Source organism: Streptomyces sp. CA-250714 (assembly GCF_050936705.1).
GTDB lineage: Bacteria > Actinomycetota > Actinomycetes > Streptomycetales > Streptomycetaceae > Streptomyces.
Genome location: NZ_JBNJMI010000001.1, coordinates 1,719,635 through 1,735,908 on the forward strand (window position 1 = coordinate 1,719,635; position 16,274 = coordinate 1,735,908).

Annotated in this window: 14 protein-coding genes; 4 read left to right on the plus strand and 10 right to left on the minus strand. The window is 71.1% G+C overall.

All coding sequences use genetic code 11. From position 1 onward, the window contains the following. Positions 1-20 precede the first annotated feature (20 nt). Both ACQEU8_RS07680 and ACQEU8_RS07685 read right to left on the minus strand, forming a co-directional pair. Entirely contained in the window at positions 21-242 is a 222-nt protein-coding gene (locus tag ACQEU8_RS07680; RefSeq protein ID WP_433098187.1) for an MbtH family protein, read from the minus strand. A gap of 119 nt (positions 243-361) precedes the next feature. Further along, complete coding sequence (locus tag ACQEU8_RS07685) at positions 362-1,237, minus strand: NAD(P)H-binding protein (protein ID WP_433098189.1); 876 nt, start codon at positions 1,235-1,237, stop codon at positions 362-364. Between the two features lie 185 nt (positions 1,238-1,422). Between ACQEU8_RS07685 and ACQEU8_RS07690 the strand changes: the two genes are divergently transcribed. Both ACQEU8_RS07690 and ACQEU8_RS07695 read left to right on the plus strand, forming a co-directional pair. Next, entirely contained in the window at positions 1,423-2,025 is a 603-nt protein-coding gene (locus ACQEU8_RS07690) for a thioredoxin domain-containing protein (protein ID WP_433098191.1), read from the plus strand. Between the two features lie 31 nt (positions 2,026-2,056). Further along, complete coding sequence (locus ACQEU8_RS07695; RefSeq protein WP_433098193.1) at positions 2,057-2,362, plus strand: GNAT family N-acetyltransferase; 306 nt, start codon at positions 2,057-2,059, stop codon at positions 2,360-2,362. Positions 2,363-2,533: 171 nt separating this feature from the next. Here ACQEU8_RS07695 and ACQEU8_RS07700 read toward each other — a convergent pair whose 3' ends face one another. Genes ACQEU8_RS07700 through ACQEU8_RS07715 form a run of 4 tightly spaced genes read right to left on the minus strand, consistent with a single transcriptional unit; the run spans position 2,534 to position 7,182 of the window. Next, entirely contained in the window at positions 2,534-3,544 is a 1,011-nt protein-coding gene (locus tag ACQEU8_RS07700; protein WP_433098195.1) for a TIGR03842 family LLM class F420-dependent oxidoreductase, read from the minus strand. 40 nt (positions 3,545-3,584) lie between these two features. Then, positions 3,585-4,985, minus strand: a complete 1,401-nt coding sequence (gene hydA, locus ACQEU8_RS07705; RefSeq protein WP_433098197.1) for a dihydropyrimidinase — start codon at positions 4,983-4,985, stop codon at positions 3,585-3,587. Beyond that, on the minus strand, positions 4,982-6,343 hold the full coding sequence (locus tag ACQEU8_RS07710; protein ID WP_433098199.1) for an aspartate aminotransferase family protein: 1,362 nt from the start codon (positions 6,341-6,343) through the stop codon (positions 4,982-4,984). The genes hydA and ACQEU8_RS07710 overlap by 4 nt, the downstream gene beginning before the upstream one ends. Beyond that, complete coding sequence (locus ACQEU8_RS07715; RefSeq protein WP_433098201.1) at positions 6,340-7,182, minus strand: nitrilase-related carbon-nitrogen hydrolase; 843 nt, start codon at positions 7,180-7,182, stop codon at positions 6,340-6,342. Before ACQEU8_RS07715 ends, ACQEU8_RS07710 begins: the two co-directional genes overlap by 4 nt. Positions 7,183-7,425: 243 nt before the next feature. On the opposite strand from ACQEU8_RS07715, the gene ACQEU8_RS07720 reads away from it, so the two are divergent. After that, positions 7,426-9,024 (plus strand): CocE/NonD family hydrolase, encoded by a 1,599-nt coding sequence (locus ACQEU8_RS07720; RefSeq protein ID WP_433098203.1) that lies wholly within the window; start codon positions 7,426-7,428, stop codon positions 9,022-9,024. Positions 9,025-9,104: 80 nt separating this feature from the next. On the opposite strand, the gene ACQEU8_RS07725 is transcribed toward ACQEU8_RS07720, so the two are convergent. Beyond that, entirely contained in the window at positions 9,105-11,414 is a 2,310-nt protein-coding gene (locus tag ACQEU8_RS07725; protein WP_433098205.1) for a protein kinase domain-containing protein, read from the minus strand. Between the two features lie 332 nt (positions 11,415-11,746). Beyond that, positions 11,747-13,507 carry a gamma-glutamyltransferase gene (ggt, locus tag ACQEU8_RS07730; protein WP_433102215.1) on the minus strand — a complete coding sequence of 587 codons (1,761 nt, stop codon included), beginning with the start codon at positions 13,505-13,507 and terminating at the stop codon, positions 11,747-11,749. A 403-nt stretch (positions 13,508-13,910) separates the two neighbouring features. Between ggt and ACQEU8_RS07735 the strand changes: the two genes are divergently transcribed. Further along, complete coding sequence (locus ACQEU8_RS07735) at positions 13,911-14,630, plus strand: hypothetical protein (RefSeq protein ID WP_433098207.1); 720 nt, start codon at positions 13,911-13,913, stop codon at positions 14,628-14,630. Positions 14,631-14,641: 11 nt separating this feature from the next. Here ACQEU8_RS07735 and ACQEU8_RS07740 read toward each other — a convergent pair whose 3' ends face one another. Both ACQEU8_RS07740 and ACQEU8_RS07745 read right to left on the minus strand, forming a co-directional pair. Next, entirely contained in the window at positions 14,642-15,547 is a 906-nt protein-coding gene (locus tag ACQEU8_RS07740; protein WP_433098209.1) for an amino acid ABC transporter permease, read from the minus strand. Beyond that, a complete protein-coding gene (locus ACQEU8_RS07745) occupies positions 15,544-16,188 on the minus strand; it encodes an amino acid ABC transporter permease (protein WP_433098211.1) in 645 nt (214 codons plus the stop codon). The genes ACQEU8_RS07740 and ACQEU8_RS07745 overlap by 4 nt, the downstream gene beginning before the upstream one ends. Positions 16,189-16,274: the final 86 nt, after the last annotated feature.

Below are 16,274 nucleotides of genomic sequence, written 5' to 3' on the forward strand. Positions count from 1 at the left end.
CGCGGGCCCCTGGGTCGGTGCTACCGGCCCTCCATGGCGCGGGCCAGCGAGGCAGGACGCATGTCGGTCCACGAACGCTCGACGTAGTCCAGACACGCCTGCCGGGTGTCCTCCGGGTGGGCCACGGTCCAGCCTTCGGGCACCTGGACGGAAGCGGGCCACAGGGAGTGCTGGTTCTCGTCGTTGACGAGGACGAGGAACCGGGCGGTCTCGTCATCGAACGGATTGGTGCTGTTGGTCATTTCATGGACGCTAGCGACCGCTCGGCGCGGTGCACCCGCTGTCGTGGACTTCTCACCCGATCGGGGCGGTCCCGGGGCCGAAGTCTCGGGCAGGGCAGTCGCGTTGCCACGTTGCCGCGTTACCGGAAGTCGGCCACGTGGTCCGTCACCCACTGGCGGTAGGTAAGCGGCGGGCGGCCCAGCAGTTCCGCGCCTCCGGGGACGACCGTCTCCGGGTCGGTCTCCATCGCGGCGTGGGCGTCGAGAATCCCGTCGGCGTACGCAGGGGGCACGCCTCCCGCGAGGAGGTCGGCGCGGGCTTCCGAACGGGAGAGCTTCTCCACGGCGAGAGGGCGGCCGAGGACCTCGGAGACGATGGCGATCTGCTCGGCCTGGGTGAGCAGTTCGGGGCCGGTGAGTTCGGGGGCCTCCCCCAGCAGGTCGTCGGTCAGCAGCGCGCGGACCGCGACGGTGGCGATGTCGGCCTCGTGCACAACCGGGCGGGCCGCCTGGGGGTGGGCCGTGCGGACGGGGCCGCCGGCGCGCACCTGCGGGGCCCACAGCAGGGTGTTGCCGGCGAATCCGCCGGGCCGCAGCAGGGTCCACTCGGCGCCGGAGCCGCGGACCAGCCGCTCCAGGGCCGCGTGGGTGCCGAGGATGTCCTCGGCGAGCTCCGCCTCGTCGTCCTCCGGCACGCCACGGGTCGACAGGTAGACGATACGGCTGGTGTGCGCGGCGAGGGTGGTGACGACCTCGGCCGCCCCGGTGGGGCCGCCGAGGGGCCACACCAGGAAGACGGCCTCGACCTCGCCGGTAAGCGCCGCGGTCAGGCTCGCGGGGTCCGCGAGGTCTCCGCGTACGACATCGACCTGGTCGCCGCGCGCGGCTTCCACGGCGTCCGGCAGTACGGCGGTCGCCGGGTCCCGGACGAGTGCGCGTACGGCGGCTCCCGCCGCCACGAGCTGTGCCGCCACCTGTCCGCCGACCTTGCCTGTCGCTCCGGTTACCAGAATCACGGCTGTGCTCCTTCATGCGCGGGTTGTTGCTGTGGGCCGCGGCCGTCACCGGGGGCGGTGCGCCGCGTGATCACACCCTGCAACTTGAAGTGAGGTTCAAGTCAACTTCGCGGAAGGTGGGACGCGGCCACCCCGATGGGCGCTCCCCCGTTGCCGGGCGCGGGCGGTGCGGCGAGGCTGGGCGCATGATCCCGGCGAACACGACCGGCAAGGGCGGCACGACGGTGGTCTACGGGGCCGACCCGGAGGCGCCGGAGCCGGGACCGCCCGTGCTGGACCTCTACCTCGACATGCGCTGCCCGTACTGCGCCCGGATGGAGAACGCGCTGGGCGGCACGATGCAGCAGCTCGCCGACGACGGGGAGTTCGTGCTGCACTTCCACTTCGGCACGTTCATGGACGACAAGCTGGGCGGGCAGGGCTCGCACCACGCGCTGGCAGCGCTGGGTGCGGCGGCCGATGTGGGGCAGTCCCAGTTACTGACGTATCTGCGCACGCTCTACCGGAACCAGCCGCACGAGGGCCACGACGGGTTCGCCGAGGACCGGATGCTGCTCGGGCTGGCCAACGACGTGCCGGGGCTGCGCCGCCGTTCGTTCGACGAAGCCGTACTGGAGAGGGCGCACCGCAGCTGGGTGACGCATGTGAGCCGCGCCTTCGACGAGAGCGGTGTTGCGGCCACCCCGACGGTGGTCTTCCGGGGACGCCCCGTCGCCGTGCTCGACGGCCAGGGACAGGCCGTGTCGCCCGAGCACTTCACGGCACAGATCCACGACGCGACCGAGTGACAGCCGGCAGCGGGCGACAGCGAGGGAGAGCATGGCCGACGGACAGCAGCTCGACATCTCCGACAACACCGCGGAGAGCCGCTACGAGGCACGGATCGGCGGTGTCCTCGCGGGCGTCACCCAGTACCTCCGCGCCCCCGGCGTGATCGCGGTGACCCACACGGAGGTCGAGCCCGCGTACGAGGGCCGGGGCGTCGGCAGCGCCCTCTCGCACCACATCCTGGAGACGGCGCAGGAGGCGGGCGACAAGGTGGCGCCGATCTGCCCATTCTTCGCGAACTACATTCGCCGGCACCCCGACTATCAGCCCCTCGTCTACGAGAAGCAGACGGAGTGACACCCGGACCCGCGAGGGCTGCGTACCCCGCATTGGGGGCTGCGCTTGCCCACCCTGCGCCCCTGGCGCAGACCTCCCAAGCGCTAAAGCTGTGCCCCGTAAGGGGCGCGGGGAACTGCGCGACAAGCCACAACGTCCCCGCAGCCCGCGGACGGCAGTCAGGGGCACCCCCTAATCCAGCACCGGGATGACATCGGCTCCGTATGCATCGACGACGTCCTCCCTCGCATCGTGCATCGCGTACAGCGCGAACTGGTCCACGCCGAGCCCGGCGAGCTCGCGGAGTCGGTCGACATGGGCCCGCGGGGGACCCAACAGACAGAACCGGTCGACGATGTCGTCGGGCACGAACGCGGTGTCGGGGTTGCCGGCCCGCCCGTGGTGTGCGTAGTCGTAGCCGGCGCGCTCCTTGATGTACGAGGTGAGCGCCGCGGGTACGGCGTCGGAGTGCTCGCCGTACCGCGCGACGAGGTCCGCGACATGGTTGCCGACCATGCCGCCGAACCAGCGGCACTGCTCGCGGGCGTGGGCCAGCGCCGCGGGGGTGTCCTCGCACACATAGGCGGGTGCGGCGACGCAGATGGTGACCTCCGCCGGATCGCGGCCCGCCTGCACCGCGGCCTCCCGGACGGCGCCCACCATCCACGCGGTCAGCAGCGGGTCGGCGAGCTGGAGGATGAAGCCGTCCGCCTCCCGGCCGGCCAGCGCCAGCGCCTTCGGCCCGTAGGCGGCCATCCATACCGGCAGCCGCCCGTCGCGGACCCACGGCAGCCGCAGCGGGGTGCCGTCGACCACGGCCTCGCGGCCCTCGGCCAGATCGCGGACGGCCCGCATGGCCTCCCCCACCCTGGCGAGGGTGGTGGGCGGGCGCCCGGCGACCCGCATCGCCGAGTCGCCGCGCCCGATGCCGCACACGGTGCGGTTGCCGTACATCTCGTTGAGGGTGGCGAACGTGGACGCGGTGACCTCCCAGGAGCGGGTGCCCGGGTTGGTGACCATGGGCCCGACGACCAGCCGTTCGGTCTCGGCGAGGATGCGGCTGTGGATGACGTACGGCTCCTGCCACAGCACCGGCGAGTCGAACGTCCAGCCGTAGCGGAAGCCGTTGCGCTCGGCGCGCCGCATCAGCGCGACGGTCGCGGCGCCGGGTGGATCCGTCTGGGCGACGAGTCCGAAGTCCATGGGCATACCCCTTACAAGTCCACGTTCAGTTGAGAGGCTGTCAGTTGAGAAGCTGGCAGATCCCACGCGGGACGTACTCGCCGTGACCGGCCCGGCCCGCGTAGCTGCCCCGTTCCACGACCGGTTCGCCGCGGGAGAGCACCGTCTCGACGCGTCCGGTGATCCGTTTGCCCTCGTAGGCGGAGTAGTCGACGTTCATGTGGTGGGTCTCGGCCGAGAGGGTCTGTTCGGCGTGCGGGTCGTAGATGACGATGTCCGCGTCCGCGCCGGGCGCCAGGGTGCCCTTCTTCGGGTAGAGCCCGAACATCCGCGCCGGGGTGGCGCAGGCGAGGTCGATCCAGCGGCGTCGGGTGAGGTGCCCGTCGACAACGGCTTGGTGCAGCAGGTCCATCCGGTGCTCGACGCCGGGCATCCCGTTGGGGATCTTGGAGAAGTCGCCCCTGCCGAGCTCCTTCTGGCCGGTGAAGCAGAAGGGGCAGTGGTCGGTGGAGACGACCTGGAGGTCGTCGGTGCGCAGCGCCCGCCACAGCGCTGCCTGGTGCTCGCGGGGCCGCAGCGGGGTGCTGCACACGTATTTGGCGCCGCCGAAGTCGGGTTCGGCGAGGTTGTCGGTGCTCAGATAGAGGTACTGCGGGCAGGTCTCGCCGAAGACGGGCAGGTCCATTCCGCGTGCTGCGGCGAGCTGTTCGACGGCTTCGCTCGCGGAGACGTGTACGACATACAGCGGCGATCCGGCGACCCGGGCCAGCTGGATGGCCCGGTGGGTGGCCTCGGCCTCCAGCAGCGCCTTGCGGACCTCCCCGTGGTGGCGCGGGTCGGTACGGCCTGCGGCGAGGGCCTGTTCGACCAGTACGTCGATGGCGATGCCGTTCTCGGCGTGCATCATCGTCAGCCCGCCGTTGGCCGCGGTGCGCTGCATGGCGCGGAGGATCTGGCCGTCGTCGCTGTAGAAGACGCCCGGGTAGGCCATGAACATCTTGAACGAGGTCACGCCCTCCTCGACCAGGGCGTCCATCTCCTTGAGGGTGCCGTCGTTCACGTCGGAGAGGATCATGTGGAAGGCGTAGTCGACGGCGCACCGGCCGTCCGCCTTGGCGTGCCACTGGTCCAGCCCCTCGCGCAGCGCGTGGCCCTTGGTCTGGACGGCGAAGTCGACGATGGTCGTCGTACCGCCCCAGGCGGCGGCGCGGGTGCCGGTCTCGAAGTCGTCGCTGGAGAAGGTGCCGCCGAACGGGAAGTCCATATGGGTGTGGGCGTCGACGCCGCCCGGGACGACGTATCTGCCGGTGGCGTCCAGGGTGCGGTCGGCGGTGAACGACGCGGCGGCGGCGCTGTTCCGGGCGGCGACGGCGGCGATCCGGCCGTCCTCGACGAGGATGTCGGCCTCCGTCTCGTCGGCGGCGGTGACGACGAGTCCGCCCGTGATCAGGGTCGAGGTCATGCGGTCTGCCCTCCTGCCAGTTCGGACTCGGCGGTACGCAGGGCGCTCTCCAGTACGGCTGCGCCCTCCTCGGCCTCGGCGACGGTCAGTGTGAGCGGCGGCGCGATGCGCAGCACGCCGGCGGTGGAGTGGCCCCCTCCCTTGCCGATGAGGACGCCGCCCTCGCGTGCCGCCTCCAGCACGATCGACGCGGCCTCGGGCGAGGGCTCCTCGGTGCCGGGCAGCACCAGTTCGATGCCGGCCATCAGGCCGCGGCCGCGTACCTCGCGGACGACGCCGAGCCCGGCCGCTGCCGCGCGCAGCCGCTCCAGCAGCAGGCCGCCGACGCGGCGCGCGTTGCCCTGGAGGTCGTGTTCGAGGAGGTAGCCGAGGTTGGCGTTGGCGGCCGCCATGGTGACGGGGCTGCCGCCGAAGGTGGAGATGGAGTTGGCGTCCAGACAGTTCATGATCTCGGCGCGGGCGACGACGCCGCCGACGGACATCCCGTTGCCGATGCCCTTGGCGAAGGTGAGCATGTCGGGCGGCCCGGCGGCGTCGTGTGCCTGCCAGCCCCAGAAATGGTCGCCGGTCCGGCCCCAGCCGGTCTGCACCTCGTCGCTGATCCACAGGATGCCGTGCTGCTGGAGGAGTTCGCGGAAGGCGGCGTAGAGCCCGTCGGGCGGTGAGGTGAAACCGCCGACGCCCTGCACGGGTTCGGCGATCAGCGCGGCGACGTCCGCGCGGGCCTGGCCCAGCATGTCGGCCAGGTCGGTGACGCAGGCGTCGATGAACTCGGCGTCGTCCAGGTGCGCGAAGGGGCCGCGGCTGCGGACGCCGCCGTGTACGTAGAGGGTCTGGAGCGGGGAGAGGGAGGTGGGCGACCAGGAGCGGTTGCCGGTGATGCCGACGGTGGTGAAGGAGCGGCCGTGGTAGCTGTTGCGCATCGCCAGCACCTGGTTGGACCGGCGGTAGGTGGTCGCCAGCAGCAGCGCGGCGTCGTTGGCCTCGGTACCCGATGTGGTGAAGAAGACCCGCGCGTCGGGGATACCGGAGAGCGCGGCAATACGCTCGGCAAGCTCCACCATGGGGCGGTTGAGGTAGAGGGTGGAGGTGTGCAGGACGCGACCGGCCTGCTCGGCGACGGCCTTGGTGACCTCCGGCAGCGCGTGCGCCGTCATGGTGGTGAGGATGCCGCCGAAGAAGTCCAGATAGCGGCGCCCTTCGGCGTCCCAGACGTGCCGGCCCTCGCCGTGTGTGAGCTCCAGCGGCTCGGCGTAGTAGAGGGCCAGCCAGTCGGGGAGTACCGCGCGGTGGCGGGCGTGCAGTTCGCGGTGGACGTCGGTCCTGGTGCCGGACGAGGGATCGGGCCGGGCGCTCACGGCTGCACCAGCCCTTCGTAGGCGTCCGGCCTTCGGTCCCGGTAGAAGGCCCACTGCTGCCTGACTTCCTCGATCATCCCCATGTCCAGGTCGCGGACCAGCAGTTCCTCCTCCTTGTCCGAGGCGACGTCGCCGACGAACTGGCCGCGCGGGTCGACGAAGTAGCTCGTCCCGTAGAAGTCGTTGTCGCCCAGGTCCTCGGTGCCGACGCGGTTGATGGCGGCGATGAAGTACTCGTTGGCGACGGCGGCCGCGGGCTGTTCGAGCTGCCACAGATACGCGGACAGACCGCGCGAGGTCGCCGAGGGGTTGTAGACGAGCTGCGCGCCGTTCAGGCCGAGCGCGCGCCAGCCCTCGGGGAAGTGCCGGTCGTAGCAGATGTAGACGCCGACCTTGCCGACGGCGGTGTCGAACACCGGCCAGCCGAGATTCCCCGGGCGGAAGTAGTACTTCTCCCAGAACCCCTTGACCTGCGGAATGTGGTGTTTGCGGTAGGTGCCCAGCACGGTGCCGTCGGCGTCGATGACGGCGGCGGTGTTGTAGTAGAAGCCGGAGCCGTCGATCTCGAAGACCGGCGAGACGACGACCATCCCCGTCTCCCGCGCCAGCTGCCGCATCCGCTGGGTGGTGGGCCCGTCCGGGACCGGCTCGGCCCAGCGGTAGTGCTCGGGATCCTGGACCTGGCAGAAGTAGGGGGCGTTGAAGACTTCCTGGAAGCCGATGATCCGCGCGCCTCGGCGAGCGGCCTCGCGGGCGTACTCCTCGTGCTTGGCGATCATCGACTCGGTGTCGCCTGTCCAGGTCGCCTGTACCAGCGCGGCACGTACAAGGTCGGGCATGAGCAGCTCCTTCACGAGGATGTTCTCGAGGGCGGCAGCCTGTTCGACACGCGTAGATATACGTGAGGTTGAGACCGTAAGTCCCCTCTGCGCGCCTGACAAGAACCCGTACGGGGCGGCGAGCGGCTCGGCTCTTTACTGGTCCGTAACCTACCGACGGGTTACCTCGGGTAGCCCAACGCGCTTACTCTCCAGTCACTTTCACTCCCACCCCTGGGTCACCCTCGACACCTGGAGCTGCGCATGCGCCCCTCCCCCACCTCAGGGCACGTTCGTACGGCCGCCGTCCTCCTCTCCGGAACGCTCGCCGCCACGGGTCTCGCCGTCGTACCGGCGGCAACGGCGCAGCCCGCCGAGGCAGCGGCAACGGCCGCCCCGGGCGTCGACTTCGTCGACATCGAGGGTGACGGCGGCACCAACCTCAAGGGCAATGTGTTCCTCCCCGAGGGCGCGACGGAGGGCTCGGCCCGCAAGTACCCGCTGATCGTGCTGCCCACCAGCTGGGCCAGCCCGCAGGTCGAGTATTTCGCCCAGGCCAAGAAGCTCGCCGACTCCGGCTATGTGGTGGTCAGTTACAACTCCCGCGGCTTCTGGCAGTCCGGCGGCCACATCGAGACCGCCGGGCCCAAGGATGTCGCCGACGCCTCCCGCGTCATCGACTGGGCGCTGGCCCACACCCCCGCCGACAAGGACCGGATCGGCATGGGCGGCGTCTCCTACGGCGCCGGCATCAGCCTGCTCGCTGCCGGGCACGATCCGCGGATCAAGGCCGTCACCGCGCTCAGCGGCTGGGCCGATCTGATCGGCGCCATCTACAGCGGCCGCACCCAGCACCTCCAGGCAGCCGGGCTGCTCGGCGCCTCGGGCGAGCTCACCGGGCGTCCGAGTCCCGAACTGCGGGAGATCATGAAGAACTTCCTCTCCTCCAACCTGGACAAGGAGGACGAGATGATCGCGTGGGGCAAGAAGCGCTCCCCCACCACCTATCTGGACAAGATCAACGACAACGGCGCCGCCATCATGCTCGGCAACGCCTGGAACGACTCGATCTTCCCGCCCAACCAGTACGCCGACTTCTACGAGAAGCTGCGCGGCCCCAAGCGGCTGGAGTTCCGCCCGGGCGACCACGCCACCGCCGAGGCCACCGGCCTGCTCGGACTGCCCAACGACACCTGGTCGCACGCGCACCGGTGGTTCGACCGCTACCTCAAGGGCAAGCACAACGGCATCGACACCGAAGCCCCCGTACAGCTCAAGTCCCGGTCAAGCGGCGGCTACGAGGGCTACCGGAGCTGGCAGGACGTCCCCTCCGGCAACCGCACCGTGGCACTGGACGGGACGAAGGAACTGGCCACCGGCAAGGACTCCGGCGCCAACGGCGGCACCATCTTCCTCACCGGCATCCTCGACCAGTTCCTCAAACTGCCGCCGGTCGTCTCCGTACCACTGCTGCCCCGCTCCCGCGCCACTGTGTGGCAGTCCGAGCGCTATACGGAGGACACCCAGGTACGCGGCACGCCGAAGCTGCACACCACGGTCACCAGCGACAAGGCGAGCGGCACCTACTACGCCTACCTCTACGACGTCGGCCCCCTCGGCACCGGCAAACTCATCAGCCACGCCCCCCACACCTTCCACAACCGCACCCCGGGCAAGCCGTTCGCCGTGGATCTGGAGCTGTTCTCCACGGCGTACGACGTCCCCAAAGGCCACCGGCTCGCCGTCGTCATCGACACCGTCGACCCGCTGTACGCGGAGTACAACCCGGACGGCGGGCGGCTGGAGTTCACGTCGCCAGAGGGGGATCCCTCCCGGCTGACGGTGCCGACGAATGAGGGCTGAGCGCCCCGTCAGGGGCGCGGGGAACTGCGCGAGCAAGCACAAAGCACCCGCAGCCCGCGAAGAACGAGCAGGGGCAGGCCCTACTCGGAGCCGGCCCGGCGATATACGCGCGGGTTGCCCCCCGGCTCGCGGACGGACGCAACGCGAACCTCGTCGTCGCTGATCGCGCTGATCATCAGCGACGCCGTGGACTCCGTACAGCTCGGCCCCGAAGCGGACCCGACAACCCTGTCGGGTCCGTACAGCAGGGTCTCCCCGTCGGCGCCGCCGAGCGTGTGCTCCCACTCGCAGCTGTCGCCCGCGTACTCGCCCGTCACCCGAAGCGTGGCCGTGCCGACCCGGCCCCGGCGCAGGGTGAGGGTCCGCTCCTCGCCCTGCGGGTTGAGGCCCTTCCACTTGCCGGCCATCCGCGAGGGCACCGGAGTCGCCGGGTCGCCCACCTTCGTGAGCGTCGCCGAGAGGGAGCTGTCCGGGTAGATCCAGGAGAGGGTTCCGTCGGAGCGGAGCTTCAACGTCTGCTCCTTGTACGGGAAGCACGGCTTGGCGGCGGGGTGGCTGTCGGTGATCCGGCTGGTGATCCGCAGCCCCTCGTCGCCCCCGTCGAACGCCACCAGGGTCGCCTCTCCCTCGCACATCATGTCGGCGCGGAGATTGACGGTCCTGGCGACGACCTCGCCCTCCTCGCCCTGCCGGATCTCGAACCGACGGGTGATGGTGGAGCCGTCGGCGTCCTGGACGCCGCCCTGCCAGGCGCCCAGATACCCCTTGGGCAGGGCGCCGCCGGGAGCCGGGCTGCTGATGTCCTTGGGGGACGGCTTCTTGGCCTTGCCGCTCTCGGCCCCGGGCGACGCCTTCGCCCGGGATCCGGGCTGTTCGGCGTCATCGCCGCTCTTGTCGTACACCTGCAGCGCGACGAAGGTGCCGACGCCGGCGACCAGTGCCAGCGCGACGCCGATCGCGCCGAGCACCAGGCCGCGCCGGTGCGGACGTTCGGGGCCCGGCGCCGCGGCCGGACCGTGCAGCGCGTACGCCGGCGGCGGGCCGGGCGGGCCCTGGTGTCCGTACGGTCCTGGCGGGGGCGTCGGCGGGCCGGAGGGCGGGGGGCTCTGCGCCGCGGCATCGGTGATGGTCGCCATGCCGTGCATCTGAGCCTCATCGGGGGCGGGCGGCGGCTGCTCGCCTGTCGCGGCGCCGGACGGCTCGCCGGCCTCCGCTGTGCCGGCGCCCTCCTGCGGGGTCGCGGCTCCCGTGGCCGTCCGGCCCTCGCCGCCGGGGCCCGACGCGGAAGCAGCGCCCCCGGACGCCGCGTCCCCGCCCCCGGACGGCTCCCCCGACGGCGGGGTCTCCGGATCGGCGTCCCGGCCCAGGTGCTCCGCGCCCGGGAGCGAGGGCTCCGCGCCCGGGCGGGGCGGGACCGCGGGGGCCTCCGCCGCGCGGTCCGCGGCGGCCTGCGCGCCGGGGACCTCCGCGTCCAGCAGCCGCGCCGCGTGCCGGCCCAGCTGGGCGACCAGGCCGCCCGGCAGCCAGGGTTCGGCGGCCTCGGAGCCGGACGCGCCAGGGCCGGGCTCGTCCTCCGGGTCCGCCGTCCGCTCCAGGATCTGCGCCAGCCCCGGCCGCTCCGCGACGTCCTTGGCCAGGCATGCGGCGATCAGATCCCGCAGTTCCTCGGGAACGTCGTCGAGATCGGGCTCCTCCTGGGTGATGCGGTACATCTGCACATGCCCGGCGACTCCGGTGCGCTCGAAGGGAGCGCGCCCGGTCGCGGCGAAGGTCAGCACGGAGCCGAGGGAGAAGATGTCGCTGGCCTCGGTCAGCCGGTCGCCGCGTACCTGTTCGGGTGACATGAAGCCGGGCGAGCCGACCACGGCGCCGGTCCGCGTCAGTTGGGCGTCCGCGACGGTCTCCAGCGCGCGGGCGATACCGAAGTCGATGACGCGCGGCCCGTCGATGGTGACCAGGATGTTCGAGGGTTTCACATCGCGGTGGACCAGTCCCGCCTCGTGGATGGTGCCGAGCGCGCGGGCGAGCCGGTTGGCCAGGATCCGCAGGGTGCGTACGGGCAGCGGTTTCTTACGCCCCGCAACGGCCTCGTACAGCGTGATGCCCGGGATGTAGCCGGTGGCGACCCACGGCGGATCGGCCTCCGTGTCCGCGTCCAGCACCGGGGCCGTCCACTCGCCGCCGACCCGGCGCGCGGCGCCGACCTCCTGCTCGAAGCGGCTCCGGAACTCGGCGTCCTCGGACAGCTCCCGACGCACCAGCTTGACCGCGACGGTGCGGCCGCGCGGGGACTGGGCGAGATACACGCTGCCCATCCCGCCCTCGCCGAGCCGACCCAACAGCCGGTAGTCGCCGATGCGTTCAGGGTCGTCCGCGCGCAGGGACTTCATGCCCTCTCCCCCGGTCCATTCGGCCGCCATGGGCCGTCACTCAGCTGATGCAGAGCGATCGTACGGCCTGTGATCAGGCGGCAACCACGGGCGGTAGGGGCCGACCGGCTGCGGTCGGCCCCTTGAGGCTGCTTCGACCGGCGAACTGGCAAGTTTCGCTGCCGAATTCGTACGGTCGAAGTATGCCGGGCAGGGATCGGGACCGTAGCCGGAATTCAGGAACCCGCGCCCCGTCAGGGACGCGGGGAACTGCGCGACCAGGCACAACACGCCCGCAGCCCGCGGACGGCGGGGAGGGGCACCCCCTCACCGCCCTCGGTGCACGCGTGCGGTCAGCCTCCCGTCGGCCGCACAACCATCGCCGAGCCGCCGCCGCGGCGCTCCGGCTCGGCCGCGGCGCGCCAGCGCCCGTCTCCCAGCCGTTGCACACCGGTCGCGGCGCCGATCTCCGGGTTCTGCTTGAACGAGTGCCCCAGCCCCTCCAGTTGGCCCCGCACCGGGTCGTTCATCAGCTTCGGTTCGGCCTCGGTCTGGGCGGCGTTGCGCTGGCTGGCGCGGGGCGCGGCGATGGCGTCGAGGAGCGGCATCCCTCGGTCGAGGTGGTTGGTGAGGGTCTGGAGCACGGTCGTGATGATCGTCGAGCCGCCCGGCGAGCCCAGGGCGAGCACCGGCTTGCCGTGCTGGAGGACGACGGTCGGCGACATCGAGGAGCGCGGACGCTTCGCGGGCCCCGGCAGGTTCGGGTCGTGGACGCCGGGGGTGACGGGCACGAAGGAGAAGTCGGTCAGCTCGTTGTTGAGCAGGAAACCGCGGCCGGGGACGGTGATGCCGCTGCCGCCCGTCTGCTCGATGGTGAGGGTGTACGCGGCGACGTTGCCCCACTTGTCGGCGACGGTCAGATGGGTGGTGTCCCGCCCCTCGTAGGGAGTGGGGGCCGCCTGGTCGGCGTCGCCGCGGTCGCACTCCTCGGGGTCGCGCGGATCGCCGGGCGCCACCGGGCTCTTCAGGGCCTTGCCGTCGTCGATCAGGCACTCGCGGGAGTCCGCGAACTTCTGCGAGGTCAGCCCCTCGGTCGGCACGTCCTCGTGCGCCGGGTCACCCACCCAGCGGCCCCGGTCGGCGAAGGCGATCCGGCTGGCTTCCAGATAGCGGTGCAGATACGCCTTCTTGCTGAGGGAGCCCAGGTCGCTGCGTTCGAGGATGTTGAGTGCTTCGGCAACGGTGGTGCCGCCGGAGGACGAGGGCGCCATGCCGTATACGTCCAGGCCCCGGTAGCTGGTGCGGGTCGGCTGCTGGGACAGCGTCTTGTACGCGCGCAGGTCCCGCACGGTCATGTCGCCGGGCCTGACCTTGCGGTCGCTGCCCTTCGCCACGGGGGGTTTGCGCACCGTCCGTACGACGTCGCGGCCCAGCTCGCCGCGGTAGAGGGCCTTGCTGCCCTTGCGGGAGAGCTCCTTGTATGTGCGGGCGAGATCGGGGTTCTTGAGTGTGGTGCCGACCTTGGGCAGCTTGCCGCCCGGCAGGAACAGGTCCACCGTCGCGGGGAAGGCACGGAAGCGGTCCTCGTTCTCCGCCGTCTGCTTGCGGAAGGTCTCATCGACCGTGAAGCCGTGCTGGGCCAGCCTGGTGGCGGGCCGCAGGTTTTCGGCGAGCGACTTTTTACCGTAGGCGCGGAGGGCTCTCTCCCAGGTGGCGGGGGTGCCCGGGGTGCCAACGGCGAGGCCGCTGGTGACGGCTTCGGCGAACGGGATGGGTTTGCCGTCCTCCGTGAACAGGTGCTTGTCGGCGCTGCGGGGAGCCGTCTCCCGGCCGTCGATGGTGTGCACCTTGCGGCTGGCCGCGTCGTAGTACACGAGGTATCCGCCGCCGCCGACGCCCGCCGAGTACGGCTCGGTCACGCCGAGGGCCGCGGCCGTCGCCACGGCCGCGTCGGCGGCTGTGCCACCCTTCTTGAGCACTTCGAGGCCCGCGGCGGACGCGTCGGCGTCCACACTGGAGACGGCGCCGCCGTAGCCGGTGGCCACCGGGGACTTGGCGGGAGTGCTCCCCCGCTCCGCGGGCTCCTGGCCCGCTTCTGCCGGTACGGCTCCCATGAGTCCCGCCACCACTGCCCCGGTGCCGAGCACGGCGATGACACTCCGCGCAGTGCGGCCCCGCCGAGAGGATGCGCCCCTCATGGCGCCCCCGTCGCCCACGCCGGTGAACGACCGCCGGCCACCGCCGTCGCACGACCCGCCGTTGCGGAGGAAGATGGGGTTACGGCGCCAACCCGCCGCCCTCTTCCCCGCGGTGCTCGAAGACGGGTCCTCCGGGGTCGGAGGGGAACTTTCGGGAGAGGGCGTCATGCGGGTGCCTCCTTCGGGCGTGCTACGCGGGACAACGCGTGATCCGCGCAGCGTAATGCGGTGGACGTGGATACGTCAGCACTCTGCAGCGGCAGGGGGTGCGGTCACCCGGTCGGACCGGGCCGCCCGCAAGGGCCTACGCTGCGGCGGCATGGACGAGAACCTGCGGGAGATCGTGCTCGGCCTGGTCGCCGCCGCGATCACGGCATCGGCGGGCTGGCTGGCCCGCACCTCCTTGTGGCGCCGCAAACTCCGCCGCAGGCAGCGGTTCTTCGGGATGCCGGAGAACTCCTCGTGCCTGCTGGTGGTCCCCAAGGACCCCGGCATCAGCGAATGGTCGGTGGCCCCGAACGATGTGTTCGCGCTGCTGGAACTGTCCGCGCTCATCAAGGAGTGCGGAGCCAGGGCTGATGTCGTCGCGCACGACGCCGCGCGGCAGGGGTTCGGCGAACGCACCGAGTTCTGCCTGGGCGGGCCGGCCTCCAACCGGCGGATGGCCGCGCATCTGGGTTCGCTGCTGCCGGGGTTCTCGGTGATCGCGGACGGGCAGCGCCCCGTCGACTTCACCGTCGGCGGTGAGCGGTACCGGGCGGAGAAGGGGGCCGTCGAGCATGTGCTGCTGGCGCGGCTGACCGGCGGCCAGGACCGGGCCGAAGCGCGCCCGGTCTTTCTGATCTGCGGGCAACGGTCCATCACCAACCAGGCCGCCACCCGCTACCTGGTACGGCACCATGTGCGGCTGGCCCGGCAGTACGGGCGGAACGGGGAGTTCTGCCTGCTGCTGAAGGTCGTCAACTCGGAGGCGTACGGGCCCGATGTGGTGGAGCTCGTCGCCGATGTGACCCGCGCGGCGACGACCACCCCGGCGTGAGCGCGGCGCTCTCACATGCGGGTGCCCGGCATGGTCGGAGCTGCTTCGGCCGGGCCTACGGAGACGGCTTCGTTCTTGACGTTGCGGCGCTCGCGCCGGGCGACCCAGTTGGCGAACCACGACAGCAGCATGCACAGTCCGATATAGATCGCCGAGATGACGATCACGATGGGGATGAACGGCATCGTGTAGTCCATGTTGATGGCGATCAGCCGCCCCGCGTGCAGGAACTCCTCATAGGTGATCAGAAAGCCGAGCGAGGTGTCCTTGAGGGCGACGACGAGCTGGCTGATGATCGTCGGCAGCATGGCCCGCACCGCCTGCGGCACCAGCACATACGTCATGACCTGGGTCTTTCGCATGCCGAGCGCGTAGGCGGCCTCCCGCTGGCCGCGGTCGACGGAGAGCACGCCGGAGCGGAAGACCTCGGCGAGTACGGAGCCGTTGTAGAGGGTCAGCCCGGTCACCAGCGCGGGCAGCGGCTGGACCTCCAGGGCGACGAAGACGAAGAAGATCATGACCAGCACGGGCATGGCCCGGAAGAACTCGACCACCAGGGTGCTGGCCCACCGCAGCAGCCGGTGCTCCGACAGCCGTCCGGCGGCCAGCACCGCACCCAGGGCCAGGGCCAGCACGGCGGCGAGCGCGAACGCCTTCAGGGTGTTGCCGAGGCCGCGCAGCAGCAGCTCCTGGACGCCCACGTAGCCGAACGGGCGCCATTTGACGTACGAGAACTGCCCGGTGTCGACAAGGAGATGAATCACCCACGCCACCAGCGCCAGCAGGGCGAGGCTCGCGGCGATTCCGTAGGCCAGGTGCCGGGCCCGCGCCTTGGGTCCCGGGATGTCGTAGAGCGCCGATGACGCACCCTGCGGAGCACGCGGCGAGCGCTTCGGGCTGACGGTTGTGAGGCTCATCGGGCCACCCCCCAGCGCCGCTCCATCGCGTGGAAGAGGGCGCTGATCGCCAGCGTCAGGACCAGATAGCCCAGCGCGATCCATACGAAGCCCCAGATCACGCTGTAGCCCTTCTCGCTGAGCGTCTTGTAGGTGCTCAGCAGTTCGACGACGCTGAAGGAGCCGGCGATCGCCGAGTTCTTGGCGAGCGCGATCAGGGTGGAGCCGATCGGCGCGATGACGCTGCGGAACGCCTGCGGCAGCACCACCGCGCCCAGCGTCTGGCCGAAGGTCATCCCCAGGCTGCGCGCGGCCTCCCCCTGGCCGACCGGCACGGTGTTGATGCCCGAGCGCACCGCCTCGCAGATGAACGCCGAGGTGTAGCAGCCCAGCGCCAGCACCGCGAAAAGTTCGAACGGCAGCGCGACCCCGAAGCGCGGCAACCCCAGCAGCATCGCGAAGAACAGCAGGACCAGCGGGGTGTTGCGCAGCACCGTCACCCATGTGCTGCCCACCACGCGCAGGGCCCGTACCGGCGCCACCCGGAACCCCGCCATCAGCACGCCCACCGCGAGCGCCAGCAGGGAGGAGTAGACGGTCAGCCGTACGGTGCCCCAGAAGCCCTCCGTGTAGAGGGAGAAGTTGTCTGTCAGTACGTCCATGGAGCCGTTCGCGTTCCTCTCAGCTCGGCAAATCGGCAACTCGGCAGCTCGGGAAAATCGGCGGCTCGTCGGCTCGGCAGCAGTTC

What these genes read in the sequence shown, in the direction of transcription:
- ACQEU8_RS07680 (WP_433098187.1), bottom strand. Translation starts at nt 242, where the DNA reads ATGACCAACAGCACCAATCCGTTCGATGACGAGACCGCCCGGTTCCTC.
- ACQEU8_RS07690 (WP_433098191.1), top strand. Translation starts at nt 1,423, where the DNA reads ATGATCCCGGCGAACACGACCGGCAAGGGCGGCACGACGGTGGTCTAC.
- ACQEU8_RS07695 (WP_433098193.1), top strand. Translation starts at nt 2,057, where the DNA reads ATGGCCGACGGACAGCAGCTCGACATCTCCGACAACACCGCGGAGAGC.
- ACQEU8_RS07700 (WP_433098195.1), bottom strand. Translation starts at nt 3,544, where the DNA reads ATGGACTTCGGACTCGTCGCCCAGACGGATCCACCCGGCGCCGCGACC.
- hydA (WP_433098197.1), bottom strand. Translation starts at nt 4,985, where the DNA reads ATGACCTCGACCCTGATCACGGGCGGACTCGTCGTCACCGCCGCCGAC.
- ACQEU8_RS07715 (WP_433098201.1), bottom strand. Translation starts at nt 7,182, where the DNA reads ATGCCCGACCTTGTACGTGCCGCGCTGGTACAGGCGACCTGGACAGGC.
- ACQEU8_RS07720 (WP_433098203.1), top strand. Translation starts at nt 7,426, where the DNA reads ATGCGCCCCTCCCCCACCTCAGGGCACGTTCGTACGGCCGCCGTCCTC.
- ACQEU8_RS07725 (WP_433098205.1), bottom strand. Translation starts at nt 11,414, where the DNA reads ATGAAGTCCCTGCGCGCGGACGACCCTGAACGCATCGGCGACTACCGG.
- ggt (WP_433102215.1), bottom strand. Translation starts at nt 13,507, where the DNA reads ATGGGAGCCGTACCGGCAGAAGCGGGCCAGGAGCCCGCGGAGCGGGGG.
- ACQEU8_RS07735 (WP_433098207.1), top strand. Translation starts at nt 13,911, where the DNA reads ATGGACGAGAACCTGCGGGAGATCGTGCTCGGCCTGGTCGCCGCCGCG.
- ACQEU8_RS07740 (WP_433098209.1), bottom strand. Translation starts at nt 15,547, where the DNA reads ATGAGCCTCACAACCGTCAGCCCGAAGCGCTCGCCGCGTGCTCCGCAG.
- ACQEU8_RS07745 (WP_433098211.1), bottom strand. Translation starts at nt 16,188, where the DNA reads ATGGACGTACTGACAGACAACTTCTCCCTCTACACGGAGGGCTTCTGG.